17 protein-coding genes are annotated in these 22,986 nt (G+C 69.7%); 2 read left to right on the forward strand and 15 right to left on the reverse strand.

Annotated features, from left to right (window positions below):
• Positions 1-71: 71 nt before the first annotated feature.
• From ACGFNH_RS04485 to ACGFNH_RS04535, 11 genes are all read right to left on the reverse strand, one after another.
• Entirely contained in the window at positions 72-1,118 is a 1,047-nt protein-coding gene (locus ACGFNH_RS04485) for a LacI family DNA-binding transcriptional regulator (protein ID WP_393651525.1), read from the reverse strand.
• Positions 1,119-1,365: 247 nt separating this feature from the next.
• The gene (locus ACGFNH_RS04490; protein WP_393651526.1) at positions 1,366-2,691 is read right to left on the reverse strand and encodes an ABC transporter substrate-binding protein; all 1,326 of its coding nucleotides are present in this window, start codon (positions 2,689-2,691) and stop codon (positions 1,366-1,368) included.
• A 378-nt stretch (positions 2,692-3,069) separates the two neighbouring features.
• A complete protein-coding gene (locus ACGFNH_RS04495; protein WP_393651527.1) occupies positions 3,070-4,500 on the reverse strand; it encodes a hypothetical protein in 1,431 nt (476 codons plus the stop codon).
• 292 nt (positions 4,501-4,792) lie between these two features.
• Entirely contained in the window at positions 4,793-6,292 is a 1,500-nt protein-coding gene (locus ACGFNH_RS04500; protein ID WP_393651528.1) for a hypothetical protein, read from the reverse strand.
• A 166-nt stretch (positions 6,293-6,458) separates the two neighbouring features.
• A complete protein-coding gene (locus ACGFNH_RS04505) occupies positions 6,459-7,283 on the reverse strand; it encodes a DUF427 domain-containing protein (RefSeq protein ID WP_393651529.1) in 825 nt (274 codons plus the stop codon).
• A 248-nt stretch (positions 7,284-7,531) separates the two neighbouring features.
• A complete protein-coding gene (locus ACGFNH_RS04510) occupies positions 7,532-8,968 on the reverse strand; it encodes a glycoside hydrolase family 32 protein (protein ID WP_393651530.1) in 1,437 nt (478 codons plus the stop codon).
• Positions 8,965-9,828 carry a carbohydrate ABC transporter permease gene (locus tag ACGFNH_RS04515; RefSeq protein WP_393651531.1) on the reverse strand — a complete coding sequence of 288 codons (864 nt, stop codon included), beginning with the start codon at positions 9,826-9,828 and terminating at the stop codon, positions 8,965-8,967. The genes ACGFNH_RS04510 and ACGFNH_RS04515 overlap by 4 nt, the downstream gene beginning before the upstream one ends.
• Positions 9,825-10,796 (reverse strand): carbohydrate ABC transporter permease, encoded by a 972-nt coding sequence (locus tag ACGFNH_RS04520; protein ID WP_393651532.1) that lies wholly within the window; start codon positions 10,794-10,796, stop codon positions 9,825-9,827. Before ACGFNH_RS04520 ends, ACGFNH_RS04515 begins: the two co-directional genes overlap by 4 nt.
• Positions 10,797-10,906: 110 nt before the next feature.
• On the reverse strand, positions 10,907-12,241 hold the full coding sequence (locus tag ACGFNH_RS04525) for an ABC transporter substrate-binding protein (RefSeq protein ID WP_393651533.1): 1,335 nt from the start codon (positions 12,239-12,241) through the stop codon (positions 10,907-10,909).
• Positions 12,242-12,371: 130 nt separating this feature from the next.
• Positions 12,372-13,406 (reverse strand): LacI family DNA-binding transcriptional regulator, encoded by a 1,035-nt coding sequence (locus ACGFNH_RS04530; protein ID WP_393651534.1) that lies wholly within the window; start codon positions 13,404-13,406, stop codon positions 12,372-12,374.
• Positions 13,407-13,734: 328 nt separating this feature from the next.
• Positions 13,735-15,960: a family 2 encapsulin nanocompartment cargo protein terpene cyclase gene (locus ACGFNH_RS04535; protein WP_393651535.1), complete on the reverse strand. Its 2,226-nt coding sequence runs from the start codon at positions 15,958-15,960 to the stop codon at positions 13,735-13,737.
• Between the two features lie 232 nt (positions 15,961-16,192).
• Here ACGFNH_RS04535 and ACGFNH_RS04540 point away from each other — a divergent pair, with 232 nt between their 5' ends.
• Positions 16,193-17,488 carry an MFS transporter gene (locus tag ACGFNH_RS04540; RefSeq protein WP_393651536.1) on the forward strand — a complete coding sequence of 432 codons (1,296 nt, stop codon included), beginning with the start codon at positions 16,193-16,195 and terminating at the stop codon, positions 17,486-17,488.
• Positions 17,489-17,862: 374 nt separating this feature from the next.
• On the forward strand, positions 17,863-18,624 hold the full coding sequence (locus tag ACGFNH_RS04545; protein WP_393651537.1) for a carbohydrate ABC transporter permease: 762 nt from the start codon (positions 17,863-17,865) through the stop codon (positions 18,622-18,624).
• A gap of 78 nt (positions 18,625-18,702) precedes the next feature.
• On the opposite strand, the gene ACGFNH_RS04550 is transcribed toward ACGFNH_RS04545, so the two are convergent.
• The 4 genes from ACGFNH_RS04550 to ACGFNH_RS04565 all read right to left on the reverse strand — a co-directional run bounded on the left by ACGFNH_RS04550 (position 18,703) and on the right by ACGFNH_RS04565 (position 22,963).
• On the reverse strand, positions 18,703-19,926 hold the full coding sequence (locus ACGFNH_RS04550) for an RNA polymerase sigma factor (protein ID WP_393651538.1): 1,224 nt from the start codon (positions 19,924-19,926) through the stop codon (positions 18,703-18,705).
• Between the two features lie 34 nt (positions 19,927-19,960).
• The gene (locus ACGFNH_RS04555) at positions 19,961-20,311 is read right to left on the reverse strand and encodes a YciI family protein (RefSeq protein ID WP_393651539.1); all 351 of its coding nucleotides are present in this window, start codon (positions 20,309-20,311) and stop codon (positions 19,961-19,963) included.
• A 598-nt stretch (positions 20,312-20,909) separates the two neighbouring features.
• Positions 20,910-21,476: a TetR/AcrR family transcriptional regulator gene (locus ACGFNH_RS04560; protein WP_393651540.1), complete on the reverse strand. Its 567-nt coding sequence runs from the start codon at positions 21,474-21,476 to the stop codon at positions 20,910-20,912.
• Positions 21,477-21,481: 5 nt separating this feature from the next.
• Positions 21,482-22,963, reverse strand: coding sequence for an amidase (locus tag ACGFNH_RS04565; protein WP_393651541.1), 1,482 nt, complete (start codon positions 22,961-22,963; stop codon positions 21,482-21,484).
• Positions 22,964-22,986 lie beyond the last annotated feature (23 nt).

A 22,986-nucleotide genomic window follows, 5' to 3' on the forward strand; every position in this document is an offset into this window, starting at 1 on the left:
CCAGTATTGTAATAAATTGCGCGAATTGCGACCTTTGCCCCATTCCGCTTTCCGGACCCTCGACCCCCGCGTCAGGCGGCTGAGCCGCTCCGGGGGGCCGCGGTGGTGCCGCGGATGATCAATCGGGTGGGGTGCACGACCCGCGACGGAGCCCGCGATCGGTCCTCGAGTGCCGCGAGCAGGGCGTGCGCAGCCGCGGCCCCTTGCTCGGCGACCGGTTGCCCTACGGTCGTGAGGTCGATGAGTTGACTCATCTCGTGATCGTCGATGCCGATGATCGAAAGGTCGTCCGGCGCCCTCACCCCGGCCTCGCGCAGGACCCGCAGGGCGCCGAACGCCATCTCGTCCGACTCGACGAACACCGCCGTGGGGCGCCGGGGAAGGCCGAGCAACCGCGTCATGGCCCGCTCGCCCCCGCCGATCGTGTAGTCCGCATCGACTTCCAGCTCCCTGTCCCCCGCGATCCCGGCGGACTTCAGGGCGTCCCGGTACCCGGCCCGCCGTTCCATCGGCGCCGTGAAGCGCAGCGGGTCCGCGGGGCTGCCCCCGATGAGGCCGATACGGCGGTGGCCGAGGCCGGTCAGATGGCCGACGGCGGTGCGGGCGGCGGCGAAGTCGTCGATGGCCACGCTGAAGAAGTCCGCCGCGTGGGATCCCAGGAGCGCGACGGGTACGTCGAGGGCTCGCAGTGCGTCGATCTCGTGCTGTTCCAGCTTCAGGCACATGATCAGTACCGCGTCGACTCTGCGGTGCAGGATGCGCTCGGCGAACAGACGGCGGCGCGCCTCCGGACTGCCGTGGAGGCTGTGGAGCAGGACATGGAGGTCGGCCTGTTGCAGCACCGACTCGAACGCCCCGAGCGCGCGCCCGAAGAACCACCGGTCGATGAACGGGGTGACGACCGCGATGGTGCGTGTGCGTCCGCTGCGCAGACTGGAGGCACCGGGCGAGATCGCGTACCCCAGATCCAGCGCTGCCTGGACGACCCGGGCACGCGTGCCCTCGGAGACGCCCCCCAGACCGCGCAGCGACCGCGAGACACTCGCGGTCGACACACCGGCCGCACGAGCGACATCCGCGATGCTCGCGCGGGTGCCGCCCGCATCGCTCCGCTCCACTCGGAGGCCGCCTCCCATCCTGGCCCGCCTGCCCGGCCGGAAGCGGTCAAAGCACGGTCCCGGCATGGCCATTCGCGGGTACGACAAGCGTTTGCGCTCACTCTAGCGTGCCGTCTGAGCTGGGCCGCCGGGTCCGGTCCCCGCGACGTGATCACTTCGAACGGGGGCCGGAAAAGAGCGCTTGCTCTCCCGCATACCGGGACGATGGCCGGGCCTCGGAGCATGTGCCGGCCGGATGCACTGGCGGTCAGCCACTGCCCTGGAGCTCGGTGTCGATGGTCGTCACCGCACGGTTCAGCGCCTTCTCCGGAGCCATGCCGTCGTCGTAGACAGCCCGGAACGCCTTCTGGAACGCACGGGTGACCACGGGATAGTCCGGCGTGTTCGGCCGCGGAACCGCCACACAGCCCTGACTGACCGGTCCGTTGCCGCAGGTCTCCTCCAACTGACCGGCGAAGAGCTCCAGTGGCTTGCCCGGGCCGTAGAGTTCCGACTTCTCCAGCGCGGAAAGGGTGCCCGGGATGGCGCTGTTGGCCTTGGCCATCGCGAGCACCTGCCGGTCCTTGAGCAGATACTCCAGGAAGACGGCGGCGGCCTTCTTGTTCGCCGACTGCTGCGTGACGGCCCAACTCCACGACCCGGAACCGGTCTTCGTACCGCGGCCGAAATCCGGGAGGGGCAGGACGACCAGGTCCTTGCCGAGGGCCCGGGAGAAGTCGGAGTAACGCCAGTGGCCGTTCCAGGAGAGGGCGGTGTCGCCCCCGGCGAAGCTCTTGCCGCCCCTGTCGGGGTCGACGTACCTCTTCCACACCTGGACCGTGCCCAGCGCCTTCGCGACCCCGGGGGCGTTGAGGACGCCGCCCGCGTATCCGTTGTCGCTGCGGTGCATCAGATCCCCTCCGGCCGACCAGACGATGGGGCTGTAGGCGTAGGTGAACCACTCGCCGACCCCGTTGGCCAGTCCGAAATCCAGGACCTGACCGTCGGCGTCGTGCAGGGCCAGCTTCTTCAGGGACTGCGTGAACTCCTCGGCCGTCCATGCCGGTTCACCGGATCCGGGGATCTCGACCCCCGCCCGCTCCAGCATCCTGCGGTTCCCGTAGAGGCCCAGCCCGGAGTCGAAGGTGCCGATCGAGTACAGACGGCGACCGTACGTACCCTGGGCCTCGATGCTGGCGAGCAGGCCCGCCTGAACTGCCGGGGCGATCAGTCCGGTGTCGAGCGGCGCGAGCATGTCCCGGTGCACGTAGCTGCCGAGCCTCGGGCCGTCGATGTCGAGCAGATCGGGCAGTACGCCCCGGGCCGCGGCCCTTTGGACCCGCTCGTTGTAGTCCTCCTCGGGCAGCAGTGTGAGCTCGACCTCGATCTCGTCGTGCGCAGCGTTGAACGCCGCGATCTGGCGTTCGAGAGTCTTCTTCTCCGGCCCCTGTCCCGTGTGGTACCAGACGGTGACGCGGCCGGTGGAACCGTCGCCCCCGGTGTCGACCGAGGGGTACGGGGAACACGCGCCTCCGGTGGCCAGCAACGCTCCCGCGACAGCAATGGCCCAGGTCCGTGGGGGGAATGCACGCATGACGCCCATCCTTCTTGCAGGTGTGGTGATACGCCATCAACTCGGTGCACACGCACTCGAGTTGAGAATGCGGGCAGAGCAAAGCCCTGCGGCAGCCGAGCGGAAGGCGGAAGAGGCCGACAACTGTCCCTGGTCGACCGGCCGTTGACAGTAGAGGCAACACCAGGGTCAACGCAACCGTTTGCGTACGGACGGTAACGCCCTCTACTCCCCGGCGAAGAACAGGCATGTGACAGCAGCACGGGACAGGCGTAGGGCAGAGGCGAACAGGCTTGCGTGGAAAGCGATTTCCGGTGCGAAAGCACAAAGGGACCGGCCCCGCCGGAAATCTCCAGCGGGGCCGGCGAGGCTCGGATCTTGACGAGCGTCGGGCTGTTCCTACCGGTAGACGGAGTCGATGCTGATGGACTCGTCGACGGCCAGGCACTGGGCGCTTGTGCGCGAGCCGGAAGCGACCACGTCCAGGTTGTTGGGGTTGCCGCAGTTGTTGTTCTGGCGGCCTTCCTGCGCCACGTTCTGCTGGAACAGGCCGAGCTCACCGGAACCACCGTCGGCCTCGGCGCCCCCGCCGATCTCCTTCGTGCGCACGTTGGTGGACTTGTCCACCGCCCCGCACTTCACGTCCCGCCGGCTCCCCGCCAGTTCGACCTCCCCACCGTTGGGGTTGGCGCAATTGCTGTTCTGGCGGCCCTCCTGCGCCACATTCTGCTGACCGAAGTCGTCAAGGGCGCCGCTCCCTCCGTTGGCCTCGGCACCGCCGCCCTTGACGAAGGTCTTGTGGTTGAACGACTTGTCCTTGTGCCAGCAGTGAGCCCGGTCACGGCTTCCGGTCGCCTCCACCTCGAAGCCGTTGGGGTTGGCGCAGTTGATGTTCTGCCGCCCCTCCTGCGCCACATTCTGCTGAAACACCTCGGTCGGTGCGGATCCGCCGTTGGCTTCGGCGCCACCGCCCTTGACGACAGCCTTGCGGTTGAAGGAGTCGTCCTTGTTCCCGCAGTGGGCCTCCGCCCGGTGGCCCGACAGGGAGACTTCCGTAGTGTTGGGGGTCGCGCAATTGATGTTCTGGCGCCCCTCTTGGGCAAGGTTCTGCTGGACCAGAGCGGACTCGGACGAGCCCCCGTTGGCCTCGGCGCCACCGCCCTTGAACCCGCTGTCCTTATTGATCGAGCCGTCCTTGTTCCGGCAGCGGGCATCCAGCCGGCCCCCGTCCAAATCGACGACCTCGTTATTCCCATTGGCGCAGTTGTTGTTCTGCCGGCCTTCCTGCGCCGTGTTCTGTTGGAACGCCGTTGCCGCACCGGAGCCACCGTTTGCGGCTGCCCCACCACCCTTGTACCAGGTGTGCTTGTTGACCGACTTGTCCTTGTCGGCGCACTGGACTTCCAGTCGGCCCCCGGTCACCCCGAAGAAGACGGCGTTGGGATTGGCGCAGTTGTTGTTCTGCCGCCCCTGCTGCGCCGTGTTCTGCTGGACCAGCGTTCCCTCGGAGGAGGATCCGCCGTTGGCTTCGGCGCCTCCTCCTTGGACCCAGGCCTTGTGGTTGAAGGATTCGTCATCCGTCGCGCAACGCGCGTCCGCCCGTCCCCCGGTCAGGTTGACGCCTCCGGGGGTCGGGTTGAGGTCGGCGCAGTTGTTGTTCTGCCGTGCCTCCTGAGCCGTATTCTGCTGGAACGCGTCTTCGACGAGGGCCGAGCCACCCGTGGCCGTGGCACCTTTTGCTTGTCCGCGGCCGGGGCCGTGGCCGTATCCGTCCGCCAACGCGATTCCCGGGCCGAGCGTCACCATGCTGCCGGCCGTCAGGACCACCATCGCAGCGATTGAAATCTTCTGGATTTGCACAATTTCTCCCGTTCTTGACCGAGAGCATCCATATCGCACCTGCAACGGCGCTCGCCCACCACCCCGGCAGGGACGCGGTGGCAGTTCCCCTGGACGGACTACCGGCTCCGGAACGTTCCGACGACCGGAGGGGCGAGGCGGACGGTTCACTCCCGGGCGAAGGACGGGGCCGTCGGGCAGGAGCCGGACATGGGACGGCCCCCGCCGGGTGTGCCCAGCGGGGGCCGGTTCGCCCGCCACCGTGAAGGCGGCAGAGCAGGGGTTACCTGTAGACCGAGTCGATGTTGACGGAGCGGTCGACGGCCAGGCACTGAGTGCTGGAGCGCCCTCCGGAGACGGTCAGCGCCAGGTTGTTCGGGTTGCCGCAGTTGTTGTTCTGACGGCCCTCCTGCGCGACATTCTGCTGGAACAGGTTCACCGCGCCCCCACCACCGTCGGCCTCGGCACCGCCGCCGATCTCCTTGGTCCGCACGTTGGTCGATGCGTCCACGGCACCGCACTCGACGTCGCGCCTGCCGCCGGAGACTTCGAGGTCCAAGCCGTTGGCGTTACCGCAGTTGCTGTTCTGCCGCCCCTCCTGGGCGATGTTCTGCTGGCCGACATCGGCCACCCCGTAGCCGCCGTTGGCCTCGGCGCCCCCGCCCTTGGTGACGGTCTTGTGGTTGAAGGACTTGTCCTTGTGCCAGCAGCGGGTGCTGTCCCGCCCCCCGATCAGTTCGGCTTCGACCTCGTTGGGGTTGGCGCAGTTGATGTTCTGCCGCCCCTCCTGCGCCACGTTCTGCTGATTCAGGCTCGCGAGCTCGGTCACGCCAGCGGATCCGCCGTTGGCCCTGGCACCCTCGCCCTTGGTGAACGTCTTGTGGTTGAACGACTTGTCCTCGTTCTCGCAGGAGGCATCCACGCGGCCACCGACCAGCTCGATCTCGGTGGCCTGAGGGTTGGCGCAGTTGATGTTCTGCCGCCCCTCCTGCGCGGTGTTCTGCTGGCTGATTTCGCCGACGGTGCCGCCCCCGTTGGCCTCCGCGCCACCACTCACCGTCTTGGTGTGCTTGTTGAACGAGCCGTCCTTGTTCCGGCAGTGGGCTTCCAGGCTTCCGCCGGTGACCTCGAGCCCCGCTTCGTTGGGGTTGGCGCAATTGTTGTTCTGCCGCCCCTCCTGCGCGGTGTTCTGGCTGAACAGATCCGCGCCGAGGGAGCTGCCTCCGTACGCGGACGCGCCGCCGCCCTTGTACCGGGTGTGCTTGTTGACCGACTCGTCCTCGTCCGCGCACCAGGCCTCGACCCGCCCCCCGGACAGATCGAGCCCGGACGCGTTGGGGTTGGCGCAGTTGTTGTTCTGCCGGCCCTGCTGCGCGGTGTTCTGCTGAACGAGAGCCGTCGCGGACGAGCCGCCCAGCGCTTCCGCGCCGCCCTTCTTGACGCGAGCGTCGTGGTTGACGGAGTTGTCCTTGGTCTTGCAGTGGCCCTCGGCCCGCCCGCCACTGATGGACACCACCTGGTCAAAGGGGTTCGGGTCGGAGCAGTGGTTGTTCTGCCGCGCTTCCTGTGCCGTGTTCTGCTGGAACGCGCTGCCGACGAGACTCCCGCCGCCGGCGGCCGAAGCCCCCGGCCCCTCGCCGTGACCGTGACCGCGGCTGTGGCCGTGACCGTCACCTCGGCCGTGGCCGTGGCCGTGGCCGTCGGCAAAAGCGGTTCCCGGGCCGAGGGTCACCATGCCGCCGGCCGCCAGAGCCACCAACGTAGCGGTCGCGATTCTCTGCATATGAACCATTCCTCCCGTTGTGAGCCGATAGCATCCACATATCGCACCCGCAACGGCACCCACCAACCACCTCGGCGCTGACGCGGTGGTAGTTCCCCTGGACGGCCTAGGAACGGAGGCAGCCGAATGAGCCGCCCGGGAACGAGCGGCTCATCGGGAAAGAGGCTCAGGTTCTGAGCAACTTGCTGAAGACCGTGACCGGCCGATCCAGCCGTTCGCCGTCGAGGACGATGTCGACCGCCTCGTTGTAGAAGGCCACCCGGTTCTTGATGATGCTCACGGCCGACAGGGGGTCGGGGTAGCTCCACGCGATCCCGGGCGGTACGTCGCCACCGCGCGGCCACGACCAGTACTGGGTGGCGATGCCCTTGTACGGACAGCGCGTTGTCAGCTCCGTCGGCACAAGGAGGTCGAGCCGGACGTCCTCGCGCGGGAGGTAGTAGCGGACCGGCAGCCCCGTCTCGAAGAGGAGGACGGGGGCGCGGGAGTCCGCGACGACCGTGCCGGCGACCTCGACCTGTACGTGGCGGCTGCTGGGCAGGGCGTCGATGCGCTTGTGGGGGTCGCGCGGGTGCACGAAGATCTCTTCGTCCTCCTCGTACCAGTGGTCGAGGACGTCGCGCCCGAACCATTCGAAGGAGATGTGTCCGGCCAGTTCCTTGCCCGGATACGTCCACGCCGCCCTCGGAGTGGTCGATCCGCCCACGCTGAGCTCGTAGAAAACCGTGGCGCCCGCGTGACGACGGCGGCTTGCCGGCTCTTCCGTCCGCCGCAGCAGGTCCATGCGGATGTCCTCCTCCGGGAACGCGTAGAGGGGAACGGGGCGGTCGGGCTCCCACACCAGCAGGGGGCGGCGGCTGTCGACGACCGTGACGTCGCCCTTCGTGCCGCGCACCCAGCGTTCGCTGGGCTCCCAGGTCACGCTGTCCTCCGGGTCGGGAGGGCGGCGGAAGACAGGGATGTCGTCGGGCTTGCCGCTCGGGGTGGCCATGGGAATCCTCCTCCGCGTGCTCCCTTCACACGATGCGCGCCTTCGCCGTATCCCGCAGCCTCGAACAGCAGAGCCGGGGCCGCGACGCGGGCAGACCCACTACACAGAGGCAGCGGGCCACCGCCCTCTGCAAGCCCGGACCCCGAGCCGGTACAGGGCTGCCGCGTGGAGGTCGACCTGTTCGTGCGCGCGGCCCGGCCCGGGGGTCTCCCCGGGCCGGGCCGCTGCCGTGGATCACCGGGCTTCCGCTACCGCGCGTCCCCCTCCGGGGCGCGCAGCGTGTGGGCCTCCAGGTCCAGGGTCACGTCGCCGGACGCCAGCCCTCTGGAGAGCAGCGTCCACGGCCCGCCGCCCGTCGGGTAGAAGCGCAGCGTGAGTGTCTCGCCGGCGTCGGTGAAGACTTCGACGACGGAACGGTCCAGCAAGATCCGCAACTCGGTGCTCCTGCCCGGCGCGGCGTCCGGCACCGGCAGGCGGTACGCGCCGACGTGCGCGCGGGTGTCCTGCGAGGCATGCCCCCGGTCGACCGTCAACTCCCCGTCCCGGAGCACGAAGTCCAGGAATTCGGTGCCGTCGGCGTTCGTGGCGATGCGCAGGCCCCAAGCCGCGTCCTGCCCGAAGCCGAGCCGTACGCGCAGATCCGCGACGCCGTCCAGTTCGGCGACCGCGCTGGTCTCACCGTGTGCGACGCGGCGCACCACGCGCTGCGGGTCGCCGTACCGCAGTCCTTCGAGCTCGCGGGCGGGTGCCTGCCGGGCGCGGCCGTCCGCGGTGAGCGTCAGCTCGCGGGGCAGGGTGAGCAGCCCGGCCCAGCCCGCTTCCTTGACGCTTGCCTCGTCCCGCGCCTCCCAGGACCAGCCCCACATCAGCCACCGCCCGTCCGGGGCCCGCATCAGGGCCGGAGCGTAGAAGTCGGGGCCGTGGTCGAGGCGGTACGGGTCGGAGAAGCGGTAGCCGTCGCCCTCGGGTGTACCGGTCCAGGCGGCCACATGAGCCGGGCCGGTGCGCTGGTACCAGGTGCTGGTGATCAGCAGCGCCCGCCCGTCCTCGTACGTGGCGAGGTGCGGGCACTCCCATGCCTCGCCGGTACGGAGGCCGGGCCCTGCGTCGGCCCGCCGGTGCAGCGGGCCGCGCGCGGTCCAGCGCTCCAGGTCCTGCGAGTCGTAGAGCAGGGCGGCTCCGCTGCCGTCCCGCATCCCGGCGCCGACGAGCATCCGCCAGCGGTCGCCGTCCCGCCACACGAAGGGGTCGCGGTAGGTGGTGACCCCCTCGGGCGCTTCGGGGACGACGAGCCCGGGGCGCTTGGTGAAGACGATGCCCTCGGGGTCGGAGTCGGCGGCGGCGACAGGCTGCCACCAGCGGTCGGCGCGGTGGGCGGAGAGGAAGGCGGTGAGGCGGCCGTCGTGGGACACCGCGCTGCCGGAGAAGCAGCCGTCGGCGTCGTCCCCGCCCGGGGTGGGGGCGAGGGCGAGGGGCAGCGGTTCCCAGCGCAGCAGATCGCGGCTGCGGTAGTGCGCCCAGTGCACCTGCTCGTGCGTCGGCGCGTACGGGTTGTGCTGGAAGAAGACGTGGTACCAGCCGTCGTGGTGGACCAGCCCGTTGGGGTCGTTGATCCAGTTGGCCTCTGGGCGCAGGTGCACGTCCGGCATGTGCCGGTCTCGGATACCGGTATGGATGGTGCTCACTCCTTGACCGCCTGAGCGGCCACGCCTTGGACGAACGCCCGCTGGAATATCAGGAACACGATGAGAGTCGGGATGGTCATCATTGCGGCAAAGGCCATGATATCGCCCCAGCGCAGTGGGGGCAGGGTCTGGAAGACCGCGATACCGACCGGCAGCGGGCGCACTTCCTCACTGCGCGTGGTCATCACCGGCCACAGGAGCTGGCCCCAGGTCATCAGGAAGCTGAGGATCGCCACCGAGGCGTACGCGGGCTGGGACAACGGCACGATGACGCTGCGGAAGGTGCGCCAGGGGCCGGCGCCGTCGATCCGTGCCGCCTCTTCCAGCTCGCGCGGCAGGGACAGGAAGAACGAGTAGAAGAGGTAGACGAAGAACGGGTTGGCGACGAACGGGATGATCTGCGCCTGGTAGGTGTCCAGCCAGCCCATCTCGGTGACCATCAGCAGCAGCGGAATGGCGAGCGCCTCGAACGGGATGATGATCAGCGCCACGATCACGGCCAGCACCGCATTGCGGCCGGTCCAGCGCAGTCGGGCGAGCGCGTAGCCGAACATGCTGTTGACGACCAGGCCGAGAACCACGGTCGTACCGCAGACGACGAGGGAGTTGAGCAGCAGCCGGCCGAAGTCCGAGCGCTCCCAGGCCCGTACGAAGTTGTCCAGGGAGGGGTCGGTGGGGATCAGGGCGCGCCAACTGCCGCCGTCGTCGAGCACGTTGGCGTCGGCCTTGAGAGCGCCCGCGAACATGAAGACCAGCGGCACGAGCATCACGACCGCGACGCCGATGCAGATCGCGTAGTGCAGGGGCACGTTGTACCCGGAACGGCGGCGCGTACGGCTGGAGGGGGTGGTGGAGGTCATCGGACGGCACGCTCCTCGCGGCCGAGCCTGCGCTGGATCAGCGTCACGGCGAGCACGAACAGGAAGAAGATGACGGCGATGGCGGAGGCCTGGCCGATCATGCGGCGGCTGTAGCCGGTCTGCAGGAGCTGGAGCATCATCGTGCGGGTCGAGTCCAGCGGGCCGCCCGGGAACTGCGGCATCAGATACACCTGGTCGAAGAGGCGGAACGCGAAGATCGCCGTCACATTCACCACGAAGATCAGAGTGTTGCGCAGACCGGGCACCGTCACATGCCGGAACTGCTGCCAGGCGTTCGCCCCGTCCACGCGGGCCGCCTCGTAGAGGGACTGCGGAATCGCCTGCAACCCCGCGAGGAAGATCACCATCTGGAAGCCGACGCCCTGCCAGATGGATGTGATGACGATCGCGGGCATCGCCCAGCCGGTGCTGGAGAGCCAGCCCGGCTGGAAGTGGCCGAAGGAGACCGCGCCCAGCACACCGTTGACCAGGCCGCCCTCGGGGAGCAGCAGCAGCTTCCAGACGACGGCGGCGACGGCCATGACGGTGACCGTCGGCAGGAAGTAGATCGTACGGAACAGCACCCGGCCCGGCAGCGCCCGGTTGACGAGGACCGCGAGCCCCAGGGCGGCGGCCGTCTGCACCGGGACGACGATCACGGCGAAGAGGGTGTTGTTGCCGAAGGCCGTCCAGAACTGCGGGTTGCTGAACAGCCGTTGGTAGTTCTCGAAGCCGGTGAAGGACACCGGCAGCGGGGACGACAGCCGCTGGTCGGTGAACGACAGCAGCACCGCGGCGGCGAACGGGGCGATCAGGAAGAGGAGCAGCAGGGCGACGGCAGGGGCGGAGAACAGCGCGGCCGTCACCCGCTCCCGGGTGCGCGGCGCCGCGGAGCGCCGCTTGGCCGGAGGTGGCGCGCCGGGTGGCGCCGACCCCTCGACAGCGGGCTCAAGGACGGTGCGGGACATGGTGGTTCACCTCAGGCGGTGCGAAGAGACGTCGTACGAGGAGAAGTTGGGGTCGGTGCGGCGGCGGCGGCGGTGTGGGGGAAGCGGCCGCCGCCGCACCGGGCCGAGGGTTACTCGACGGGCGGGTAGCCGTCGTTGTCGCGGATGTCCTGGTCGATGGCGGCGACCGCGGTGTCCAGGGCCTCCTTGACGTCCTTGCCCTGGCTGATGTCGTCGACCGCCTGCGCGAACGCCTGCGTGATCGCCGGGTAGGCCGGGGTCTGCGGGCGCGGCACCGAGACCTTCGGCGCCTTCTCCAGGGACTGGGTGACCAGCTCCATGGGGCCGCCGTCCGCGTAGATACCCGCGTCGGCGAGGGCGCTCTTGCGGGAGGGCGGGGCGCCTGTGGCCTTGTGCATCTTCAGCACGCCCTGCTTGGTGAGCAGATGCTCCAGGAACGCGGCGGCCGCGTCGGGGTCCTCCGCCTTGCTGGTGATACCGAACTGCCAGGAGCCCATACCGGTCTTGGAGCCCGTGCCGAAGTCGGGCAGCGGGATGACGGCGAGGTCCTTGCCTGCGGCCTTCTCGTAGCCCTGGGTGTAGGCCCACATGCCGTTCCAGGCGATGGGGCTGCGCTTCTTCAGGAAGGGGCTGTCGTCCTGCGCCTCGGTGTCGACGTAGCCCTTGGTGAACCAGGACTGGAACTGCTTCAGCGCCTTGACGACCTCGGGCTTGTCGAGGACGCCCTTGGCGGACTTGTAGTCCTTGCGGTCGATGAGGTCGCCGCCCGCGGACTGGACGATGGTGCTGAAGGCGTAGGAGAGCCATTCGCCCTGGCGGCCGTACCACATGTGCAGGTCGAGGGGGCGCTTGTAGCCCTTCTTCCGGAGCTTGCCGAGGATCTCCGCGAACTCCTGGGGCGTCCAGGCGTCCTCGACGCCCTGGGGTATGCGCGCGCCCACCTGCTTGAGGGCCGACTTGTACGCGTAGAGGACGAGGCCGGAGTCGAAGGCGCCGACACCGTACAACTTCTTGTCGTAGGTGCCCTGTTGGACGATGGAGGGCAGCAGGTCCTTCTTGGTGGACGCCTTGAGGCAGCGGTCCAGCGGGATGATGTTCCGGTTCCAGGCGTAGTTGTAGAGAAGAGGCCCGTCGAAGTCGAGGATGTCGGGGAGCTTGTCGGCGGCGGCCGCGGCCTGGACGGAGTCGTTGTACGTGCCCTCGGGGACGCTCTGCACCTTGACGGTGACCTTGTCCTGGCTCTCGTTGAACTCCTCGACGATGCCGGCGAAGGCCTTCTTCTCCTCGCCTCCGGCGTGGTGGAAGGCCGTGATCGTCCGCTTGCCGTCGATCTTGCCGTCGCAGGTCGCGCCGCCGGCCGCGGCATCACCGGAGCCCGTACAGCCGGTAGCCGCCAGTGCCAGCGCGGTAACGGCGCAGGTCGCGGCTAGAATGGTTCTGCGCATGGTTCGTCCGTCCTCGTGTCTGATCGCATGGGTGGAGATGAGCCTGCGGTGGGGTCGGGTGGCCGCCCGGCCCCACGTGCGTTTTTCTGTACGTCGTGTCTCTTGTCGCTACGCCCCGGTCACCGGCGGCTCACCCACGGCACGGGCAGGCGACGGATGAGCGCCTGCGCAGCGGCATCGGCACCCGGTGCTCCCCCGTGCCCAGCGGCTCGTCGCCGAGGATCAACTCCATGGCGACACGGCCGAGTTCGTAGTGGGGCAGCGCGAGCGTGGTGAGCGCGGGGCGCAGCCAGGAGGCGATGTCCTGGTCGTCGTAGGAGACGACGGAGACATCGCCTGGGATGGACAGGCCCGCTTCGGCCAGCGCCTGGTAGGCGCCGAAGGAGACCCTGTCGGTCGAGCACACCAGCGCGCGCGGGCGGTGGCCTGCGGCGAGGATCTGGCTCACCTCGCGATATCCGTCATCGGGACCCCACTGGCATTCCACGACGCCCTCCAGGCCGACCCCGGAATCGCGGAGCACTTCCTGGAGTCCCCGCATCCGCTCGTTGCCGGCGAAGACGCCTCCCGGGGTGGCGGGGATCGCCCGGTGGCCGCCGATCGCCCAGATGCAGGAGGTGTGCCCGGCGGCGAGCAGCGCGCGCCCGGCGGCCCGTCCGGCCTCGGTCTCGTCGGGGATGACGGACGGGGCGTCGAAGCCGGGCGCGAGGCAGTTGAGCAGGACGACGCGGCGGCCGTTCAGCTCGCTGGGCGGGGTGACGTGACGGGTGAACATCGCCGCGTAGATCACGGCGTCGACCTGCCGGTCCAGCAATCCGTTGACCAGCCCGGCCTCGGCGGCGCGATTACCACCCGTTTCCGCGATGAACAGCAGGTGATCGCGAGCGCGGGCGGCTTCCAGCGCGCCGCGGATCACCTCTCCGGCGAACGGGGTCGTGGTGATGGTGTCCGATACGAAGCCGATGGTCTGCGTGGATTTCGTCCGCAGGCTCCGGGCAGTGACGTTCGGGCGGTATCCCAGCATCTTGGCCGCCTCCAGGACCTTGTCCCGGGAGGCGTCCGAGATCCGCATGTCGGTCCGGCCGGAGAGGACGAACGACGCGGTGGTGGGCGAGACGCCCGCACTGCGGGCGACGTCGGCCATGGTGACGCGGCGTCCGGGCATCGGTGACTCAGCTCCATCGTTCTTCGCTGATCGCTAAATCGAATTAGCAGATGCCGTAGAGGATGGATCCGCGTTTGCGCGCTGTCAACACCCCGGACATCTTTGGCCAACGGAGTCAGGGATATTGTTTAGTTATGTCCAGATTGCCGTGTAACTCCGGCGCAATCTGATAGCGAGTGCGGAGAACAGGAAGGCCGCTCTCCGTCGCATCTCGCCTGCCCATTGCTAAACCGATTTTTCGCGGGCCGCGAGCGTTTGGCGCGAGGGGCGGCTGCCGTGGCGGCCGCCCCTCGCGAGGCTCCCGCGACCCGGTCCGGCCGGGGCGCGGTCAGTGCTGCGGTACGGGGATTCTGGCCGCCGACGTACCCAGCCCCGTCGGCACCGCACCGCGCCAGGTCGGCGTCACCGAGCCATGGCGCAGGTCGGATTCGGCGTAGCGGCGGCAGCCCTGATGCCAGGTCAGAATCCCGGAGAGCCAGTTCTCCAGTTCCTTGACGTAGCCGTTCAGCAGGTCGCGGGCCTCCGGGCCGAGCTTGAAGTCGTCGTAGAGGACGGGCAGTTCATGGGCGGCGACATGCTGGAACTGCCGCATGCGGGACGTCATCAGGTCGTGGACGATCGCCAGGCCGGTCGGGTAGTCGCAGTCGAAGAAATTCTGCACGACGAGGATCCCGTTGTGGACCTCGCCCTCGTACTCGATCTCCTTCTGGTAGGAGAACACGTCGTTGAGCAGGGCCGCGTAGTCCGAGGCCGCATTCTCCAGGGAACGCATGGGGCCGCTGCGGTAGATCTCCTCCGGGACCTGCCGGCCGTGGGCCAGACGGCACAGACTCATCGTCAGGTCCGAGCCGAAGGTCTTCCGCCGCATCTCGATGTAGTCGACGGGGTCGGGGATGCGGTTCTGCGCCTGGTTGGCCAACTCCCACAGCCAGCTCGCGATCATGTCCTCGATCGCGGTACGGAACGCGCGCCGCGCCCAGTCCTCCATCGGACCTGCCGTACGGGCCCAGAGGTCGGCCAGGGATCGTTCGAGCGCGTTGGCCGGGGCGGGGGCAGGGGAGCCGTCGAGCGGCATGAAGGCCGACAGCCGGTCGTTCTGCACCTTGGCGCCCGCCAGGTCCCGGGGCCGCCCGAAGACCACCGGGTAGTAGTCGTCGCCGTACGTACCCCAGGTCAGCCATTGCGACGACAGGTCCAGCTCGTCGGGCGTCGCGTCCGGGTCGAGCCCCGCGGCGCACAGCGGGAAGTCGAAGCCGGCCAGCCGCTCCTCGTTCCAGATGCCGGAGGCGGGGATGCCGGGCTGCGCCTTCAGCAGACCCATGCGGCGGGACCAGGTGACGACATTGCGGCGGGCGGACTCCAGATGCGGGCTGAGGCGGGTCGTGAACGGCATGAAGAACTCGGGCAGTCGGGACGCACCCACCTGCTGGTACGGGACGTGGGTGAACCTGCGGACGCGCCCCGCCCCGGCCTGGCCGCAGAGCTGCCCGATGACAGCGGCGGCGGTTCCCCGGCCCGTGGGCACGGCGGAGAACGACGACGGGGGGCCTTCCGCGGCCGCGCCTCCGCCGTTCATGTACCGGCTGGAGCGCATGTGCCACTCGTGGCCGCCTGCCTGCCAGTCCTGGAGCCCCTTGACGTAGAGCATCACATCCGTGCAGGACTGCGGATCGAGACCCTTCTCGGCGAAGAGCGGCGGCAGTTCGGTGAGGGTGGTGTCCTCGAACTGCTGCAGCCGCGAGGTGAGCAGATCGTTGACCGCGTCCGCCGCCTCCTGCGTGGTGCAGCACAGAAAGGTCTCCAACACCAGGACGCCGTTGGAGAGTTCGCCCTCCTCCTCGATCTCCCGCTGGTAGGAGAACAGGTCGTTGCGCAGATGTACGCCGTCGGAGAAGGAGTCGCGGAGGACCCGCAGCGGCCGGGAATCGGCGACGGCCGCCGGGACTTCGGCCCCGGCCGCGTACTCGACGAGACCGGCCGACCAGGGCGCGCCGCCGACCTTGCGGCGCATCTCGATGTACTCGACCGGGTTGGGAATCCGGTCGGCGTTGATGTTGGACAGCTCCCACAGCGACTCACCGAGGAGATGCTCGGTGCTCTCGGCGAACCGGGCACGCCACTCCATCGACATGGACGGCACGGTCCGGGTCCACAGATCGGCGAGGCCCGCCTCGACCGGGTTGGTGGGCTCCGGCATCCCGGCGTCCAGGTCCATCGGCATGAACGCCGCCAGCCGGTCCAGGTACGCCTTGCCGCCCTCCCGGTCCTGGGTGCGCTTGAAGATCTCCAGGAAGTGGTCGTCGAAGAAGAAGACCCACACGTACCAGTCGGTGACCAGGGACAGCGCCGGACCCGAACAGTCGGGGTGGGTGTACGCGCACAGGAGCGCGTAGTCGTGGGAGTCGAGGTCGTGCTCCTCCCAGATGCCCGAGCCCTCGAGCATCCCCATCTCTCGGGCCCATGTCTTCGCGTGCTTCCGCGCCTCCTCCAGGTGCGGATTGAGTCGCGCCGGATACGGCATGTAGAAATCCGGCAGTTCAAAGGGCTGTGTCACAGTGCCCGGCCTTTCCTGAAGTCCCGTCCCAGGTCGGCTCAGCACTACCCAGGCCATAGTGGGCTATCCGGCCCTATCAACAGTCATATGAACGGCCCCCGGCTAATGCGGGCATACCGGAATTCAAGCCCCTCCGGACGCAGTTGAGCCCGGCCCCCCTCACCCGTACGTGCGATCCACCGTCGACGACAATGGCCCGGGACCGGATGCCGCAGAGGAAGCCAGGACCGCCGTGGACACCGCGAAGGACACCGCCGACGAGAGCGCGGAGGGCGAGGACCGCGCGGTACGGCCGGACGGCTGGCGACGGTGGACGGTCGACACCCGGCCGCTGCGGCATCCCGCCTACCGGCGGCTGTGGTCCTCCACCATCGTGACCGCGATCGGCAGTCAGCTCACTGCCGTTGCCGTCCCCAAGCAGGTGTACGACATCACGGGCTCGTCGGCCTACGTGGGCTACACCAGCTTCGTCGGCCTGGTGCCGCTGGTGGTGTTCGCCCTCTGGGGCGGCGCGATCGCCGACAGCATGGACCGCCGCACCCTGCTTCTGGTCACCAACACCGGCATCGCCGTCACCTCAGTGCTGTTCTGGGTACAGGCCGCGGCGGGGTCGGAGTCGGTGCTGCTGCTGATGGTCCTGCTGGCGGTGCAGCAGGCTTTCTTCGGCATCAACTCCCCGACCCGCAGCGCCTCCATCGCCCGGCTCGTACCGGAGTCCGAACTGCCGGCCGCCAATGCGCTGGGCTCGACGGTCATGCAGAGCGGCATGGTCGCGGGACCGCTGCTGGCGGGCGCATTGATCCCGGTGATCGGACTGCCCGAGCTCTATCTCCTCGACGCCCTCGCCCTGTGCGCGGCGGTCTGGGCCGTTTGGCGGCTGCCCGCATTGCCGCCGCTCACGGACGCGGGCAAGCGCCGCGCCGGATGGCGGCAAGTCGCCGACGGATTCCGATACATCACGGCCCGTCAGGTACTTCTGCTGTCCTTTGTCGCCGACATCATCGCCATGGTCCTGGGCATGCCGCGCGCTCTCTTCCCCCAACTCGCCGCCACCACATATGCGCCCTGGGGCGAGGGGTTCGCCCTCGGGCTGCTGTTCGCGGCGATCCCGATCGGCGCGGTGGCCGGAGGACTTCTGTCGGGCACGTTCTCCCGGGCCCGGCGGCACGGCCTCATGGTGATCGGCGCGGTGGTGGCCTGGGGCGCCGCGGTCACCGGCTTCGGCCTGAGCGCGAGCCTGTGGTGGGCCGTGGCCTTCCTCGCGATAGGTGGCGTCGCCGACATGGTCTCGATGGTCTTCCGCAGTGCCATCCTCCAGTCCGCGGTCACCGACGAGATGCGCGGCCGGATGCAGGGGGTGTTCACCGTGGTGGTGGCCGGCGGGCCACGCCTGGCCGATCTCCTGCACGGCACCGCGGGCTCGGCCCTCGGTACGCGCACGGCCGTCGCCGGGGGTGGCCTTCTGGTGATCGTCACCATGGTGGCGCTGGCAGTGACCACGCCCGCGTTCCGGCGCTACCGGGCCTGAGACGGGGCAGGTCCTGACCGACGGGGCCCCTGCCCGCTCGGCCTGACGAACCGTCATGAGCCGTCCACCGGCCGGGCCCGCGCGCAGCGCGTACAGCAGCGGGACGCGGGGAGCCTCGTTGGTGCACATCATCCGGTGGGCGGCGGGATCGAGTGGTCCGTGCTCGTCCGCCGTCCCGGTCCCTTTCGGTCGTCTCGGTCATCGCTCCAACCGGATCGCATGCGAAGCGTCAGGCCAAAGGCGGCTCGGGTTCGGCCGGGTGCGCCGCGGGCACGAGCGCCCACGCGTGCGTACCGGTGTCCGTACGGGGTCGCGGGCTACACGCTGGTCATCGGGCTCGCGCTGTCTATCTGCTGCCGTTCGCCCTGCAGTTGGTGACGGGCTTCAAGACCGATCCCCACGCCGCGGCGCATCCGCTGTCGCTGCTGCCCACGACGCCGACGACCGCCGCGTACCAACGGCTGTTCGGGATGAGCGAGGCCGGGGACGGAGTCCCCTTCCTGCGCTGGCTCGGCAACTCCACTCTGGTGACGGTGGTCGTCACCGCGGGCCGCGTGCTCTTCAACTCCATGGCCGGCTACGCGCTGGCGCGGCTGCGCTTCCGGGGCCGGTCGCTGCTGTTCGGCTTCGTGCTGGCGGTGATGGCGGTCCCCGGCGTCGTCCTGCTCATCCCGAAGTTCCTGGTCCTCAACACGTTCGGGATCTTCGACACGTACGCGGGCATGATCCTTCCGCTGCTGGTGGACGCCGCGGGCATCTTCATCATGAAGCAGTTCTTCGAGTCGGTCCCGCGTGAGGTCGAGGAGGCCGCCCGGGTCGACGGGGCGGGAGTCCTGCGGATCTACTGGTCGGTGGTGCTGCCGATGGCCAGGCCCGCGCTGATCACCCTGACGATCCTGTCGTTCCAGGGTTCGTGGAACGAGTTCACCCACTTCCTGGTGGCCACGCAGTCCGGCCAGTACGAGACCCTCACCACGGGCCTGGCCCGCTTCGTCTCCGGCGGCCTCGGCGGCGGCACGCAGTACCCGCTGAAGCTGGCCGCGGCGCTGTTGTCGACGGTGCCGGTGGCGGCGCTGTTCTTCTGCTTCCAGCGCTACTTCGTCCAGGGGGCGAACAGCGGCTCCGTCAAGCAGTAGTGCCTGCTCCACCATGGTGCGAGGGCTTCCGGTGCGGGGGCTCACCGTTGCGTGAGGGCTTCTGCGCGCGGGGGTGGTTCACCGTTGCGTGAGGGCTTCGCGGCTCCGGCGCAGAAAGGCGCGCTCGGCCTCGTTCCCCGTGCGGTCGAGGGCCGCTTCGTAGGCGAGCGCGGCCTCGGTGGTGCGCCCGAGGCGGCGCAGCAGGTCGGCGCGTACGGAGTGGAGCAGGTGGTGGCCGTCGAGGTCGAGGGCGTCGACGAGGGCGAGAGCCTCCTCCGGGCCTTCCACCTCGGCGACAACGACCGCCCGATGCAGCGCCACCACCGGGTTGGGCGCCATCGCGTAGAGCTGGTCGTAGAGCTGCAGGATCTGCCACCAGTCGGTGGCGGCCGCGGCGGGTGCGTCGCTGTGCACGGCCTGGATCGCGGCCTGGATCTGGTACGGGCCGGGCCGGTCGCGGCGCAGGCAACGGCGGACGATGGCCTGGCCCTCGTCGATCAGGGCGCGGTCCCAGCGGCCGCGGTCCTGGTCGGCCAGCAGGACGAGTTCGCCGTCGGGGGTGGTGCGGGCGGCGCGGCGCGACTCGGTGAGCAGCATGAGGGCGAGGAGCCCCATGACCTCCGGTTCGTCCGGCATGAGGTCGGCGAGCAGCCGTCCGAGGCGGACGGCCTCGGCGCACAGGTCCTCGCGGACGAGCGTCTCGCCCGAACTCGCCGTGTATCCCTCGTTGAAGACGAGGTAGACGACGGCCAGCACGCCGCGCAGCCGCTCGGGGAGGTCGGCATCCGCAGGCACCCGGTACGGGATGCCCGCGTCGCGGATCTTCCCCTTGGCCCTCACCAGGCGCTGCGCCATGGCCGGTTCGGAGACCAGAAAGGCATGGGCGATCTCGGCTGTGGTGAGCCCACCGAGAAGCCGCAGGGTCAGTGCGACCCGGGCGGAGGGGGCGAGCGCGGGGTGGCAGCAGGTGAAGATGAGGCGGAGCCGGTCGTCGCGCACGGGTCCCTCCTCGGCCGGTTCGTCGCGGGCGTACAGGACGGCGGCCTGGGCGTGCCGGTCCTCGCGCGTCGCCTCTCTCCGGAGGCGGTCGATCGCGCGGTTGCGGGCGGTGGTGATGATCCATCCCGCTGGGCTCGGTGGCAGCCCGGCGCCGGGCCACCGCCGGATCGCCTCGGTGAAGGCGTCCTGGACCGCCTCCTCGGCGATGTCGATGTCGCCGAAGACGCGGACCAGGACGGCGACGGCACGCCCGTACTCCTCACGGAAGACTCGCTCGATCACCGCGGCGGACAGCTCGGACATGCCGGTCACCCTTCAGCGGGAGGGGTGGCGTTCCTCAACAGGAGCCGTGCTCAAGGGGCCTCACCTCGATGGGAAGGGTGATCGCCCGGGCGAGCTTGCGGCCCCATTCGAGGGCGGCGTCGAGGTCGGGTGCCTGGATGACCGTGAACCCGCCGATGTGCTCCTTGCCTTCGAGGTACGGGCCGTCGGTGGTGAGGATCTCGTCGTCCTTGAGCCTCACCACGGAGGCCGTGCTCGGCGGGTACAGGCCGCCCGAGAAGACCCAGGCGCCGGTCTCGCGCATCTCGGCGCTCACGGCCCCGACCTCCCGCATGATCGGATCCAGGACCTCGGGCGGCGGGGGGTCTCCGTCGGGCTGGTAGATGCTCAGCAGGTACTGCTTCATGACCGTAACTCCTTGACGTTCTCACGGTACGGCGCCGGCGTCGTGCCGGCCTCTCACCCTCTACACGAACGCGGATCCACCGGATCGACAGGTAGGGACGTCGGTGCGGCGGAATTCTCCTGGTGCGATCGCCCGGTCACCGAGGGCACACGGAAGCACAAGCGGCACGCGCCGGAACCGCTGCTGCGGTCGGTCGTCCTTCTCGTGGACCGTGACGGGAACCCCGCGGACATGCGCGATGATCTTGATGCCCTTGCCCCGAGGCGAAGGTGGCGTCTCCCCGTACGATCTTCTGTTCCCCCATGAGCCCGACCGTAGCCCTGGGCACTGACAGCGTCGCCCGATCATCGTCCGGCCCGGGGCGGGCGAGGACGAGGTCGCGGGCGGTCGAAGGCCCGGCGTGGTCGAGGGCGGATGGTCCGAAGGTCCGGCGTGAAGGGCGGGATGGCCGAAGGGCCGGCATGGTCGAGGCGGGATTGCCGAAGGGCTGCCCAGTCGAGGCGGGATGGCCGAAGGCCGGCGTGCCGCAGAGCGGGGCCGCGACGGAGCGGGCGTGAAGCCGAATCCGCAGGGCAACACCCCTCCCCCGGGCCGCCGTTCAGCCGCTCTGCGCTCCCCGCGCCAGCAGCAGCAGCGCGTCCACCAGATCGTCGGCGGGCGCACCCGTGGCCAGCCTGCGGAGCTGCTGGCCGAAGACGACCGCGACGGCGGTGCTCGCGAGCCGTTCGGGGTCGGGCACGCCGAGGCACGTCAGGATCTGCGTGGCCAGCAGGTCGTACGCGGCGAAGCACTCCTTCGCGGCCGTCCGCAGCCGTACGTCCCGGCCCGCCTGGACGTACAGCTCGAAAGGCGCGATGTGCGTGGAGTCGAACGGCGTGCCTCCCGCGACCTGGGCGACCAGATCCGCGGCTCCGTCGATGTCGATCCCCTCGGCCTCGCAGTGGTCGGCGAGTTCGGTGAAGCGGCGCGTCTCCTCGGCGACGAAGTGCAGCAGACTCTCGCGCAGCAACTCGTGCTGGGACTCGAAGTGGTAGGTGACCGAGCCGAGGGAGACGGCCGCCTCCTTCGCGATCCGCCGGTTGGTGACCGCGGCGATTCCGTCCTGCCCGATGATGTGCAGGACGGCGTCGATGATCTTCTGACGGGTATCGGCGGGCTTGGACATGGGGATCATTGTTCCACCGGTGCACCCCCGGCCGGAGCGGTGTCCGGCATGAGCCCGTCCGGGGTGCCCGCGGCCGCGCCGAGGGCCCCGGCGGCGCCCGGCGTGTGCTCGTACCACCGCTGGTCGTCCTCGAGTTGGGCCGCGAGCGAGATCAGCAGTTCCTCCGTGCCCGCGTGGCCGAGGAGCTGGGCGCCGACCGGCAGTCCGTCGCGGGTGAAGCCCGCAGGGACGTTCACGCCGGGCCAGCCGAGGACGTTCCAGGGCCAGGCGTACGGGCAGGCCGCGGCCATGGTCTTGTCGGTCTGCCAGGCACTCTTCCCGTCGAACGCGCCGATGCGCGGCGGCGGGGCGGCTGCGGTCGGGGCGAGCACGACGTCGTAGCGGTCGAAGATCGCGCCGATCCTGCTGTGCTGGCGGGCCTCGCGCGCGCGGGCGATGCGCAGCGCGCGGCCGCTCAAGCGCTTGCCGTTGCGCATGGCGCTGCGTGTGCGCGGGTCGAGCATCGAGGGGTCGGGGTGGATCGCGGCGATCTCGGCGACGCCGGAGGTGGCGCGCGGCACGAAGCTAAGCCCGATGAGGCCGTAGCGCGGCCGCTCCTCCTCGACGTGGTGGCCGAGACGGGCGAGGGCCTCGGCAATGCTGGTGACCGCGCGGCGCACGTCGGGGTGGATGGCGGGGCGGGTGGCGGTGAACGGCGGCCGCCAGGCGAGCGCGATGCGCAGGCGGCCCGGTTCGCGGCGGGCGGCTTCGACGGCCTGGATGGGCCGGGGCTGGTTGAGGTCCTCCGGGTGGGGACCGGAGGCCGCGTCGAGCAGCAGCGCCGCGTCGGCGACCGTACGGGCCAACGGGCCGTTGACGGCGAGGCCTTGGAAGGCGTCGATGTGCGGGTGGACGGAGACGCGTCCGCGCTGCGGCTTGATGCCCACCAGATGGGTCCAGCCCGCCGGTATGCGGATGGAGCCCGCGCCGTCGGAGCCGAGGGCGGCCGGTACGAGACCGGCGGCGACCGCGGCGGCAGAGCCGCCCGAGGAACCGCCGGGCGTGTGGCCGGTGTTCCAGGGGTTGCGAGTGGCACCGAAGGCCGGGCCCTCGGTGAACGGCCACTGGCCCAGCTCGCAGGCGTTGGTCTTGCCGACGATCACGGCTCCGGCCTCGCGCAGCTTCCGTACGGATTCCCCGTCCGCCGCCGCGGGCGGTGCCTCGCCGCGACAGCCGAAGAGCGTGGGCAGCCCTGCCACGTCCGTGTCGTCCTTGACCGCCACCGGGACGCCGAGCAGCGGCAGCCGCTCCCCCGCGGCGAGCCTGCGGTCGGCCTCCTCCGCCTCCAGCGTCGCCTGTTCGGCGCGGGTGCAGCGGAACGCGTTGAGCGTGGACTGGGTCGCGTCGATGCGCTCGAGCGACTCGCGCACCAGCGCCGCGGACGTGGTTCGCCCCTCCGCCAGCAATCGGACCTGTTCGGTGAGTCCCGTGAACTCGGCTGTGGACACGGCCGCCCCTCCTCCATATTGTT

It is taken from the genome of Streptomyces sp. NPDC048639 (assembly GCF_043199075.1).
Taxonomy (GTDB): domain Bacteria; phylum Actinomycetota; class Actinomycetes; order Streptomycetales; family Streptomycetaceae; genus Streptomyces.

Excerpts from the sequence above, each read along its gene's own strand:
- ACGFNH_RS04520 (WP_393651532.1), bottom strand. The coding sequence starts at position 10,796 with ATGTCCCGCACCGTCCTTGAGCCCGCTGTCGAGGGGTCGGCGCCACCC.
- ACGFNH_RS04555 (WP_393651539.1), bottom strand. The coding sequence starts at position 20,311 with ATGAAGCAGTACCTGCTGAGCATCTACCAGCCCGACGGAGACCCCCCG.
- ACGFNH_RS04500 (WP_393651528.1), bottom strand. The coding sequence starts at position 6,292 with ATGCAGAGAATCGCGACCGCTACGTTGGTGGCTCTGGCGGCCGGCGGC.
- ACGFNH_RS04490 (WP_393651526.1), bottom strand. The coding sequence starts at position 2,691 with ATGCGTGCATTCCCCCCACGGACCTGGGCCATTGCTGTCGCGGGAGCG.
- ACGFNH_RS04505 (WP_393651529.1), bottom strand. The coding sequence starts at position 7,283 with ATGGCCACCCCGAGCGGCAAGCCCGACGACATCCCTGTCTTCCGCCGC.
- ACGFNH_RS04560 (WP_393651540.1), bottom strand. The coding sequence starts at position 21,476 with ATGTCCAAGCCCGCCGATACCCGTCAGAAGATCATCGACGCCGTCCTG.
- ACGFNH_RS04550 (WP_393651538.1), bottom strand. The coding sequence starts at position 19,926 with ATGTCCGAGCTGTCCGCCGCGGTGATCGAGCGAGTCTTCCGTGAGGAG.
- ACGFNH_RS04515 (WP_393651531.1), bottom strand. The coding sequence starts at position 9,828 with ATGACCTCCACCACCCCCTCCAGCCGTACGCGCCGCCGTTCCGGGTAC.
- ACGFNH_RS04530 (WP_393651534.1), bottom strand. The coding sequence starts at position 13,406 with ATGCCCGGACGCCGCGTCACCATGGCCGACGTCGCCCGCAGTGCGGGC.
- ACGFNH_RS04495 (WP_393651527.1), bottom strand. The coding sequence starts at position 4,500 with ATGGTGGTCCTGACGGCCGGCAGCATGGTGACGCTCGGCCCGGGAATC.
- ACGFNH_RS04525 (WP_393651533.1), bottom strand. The coding sequence starts at position 12,241 with ATGCGCAGAACCATTCTAGCCGCGACCTGCGCCGTTACCGCGCTGGCA.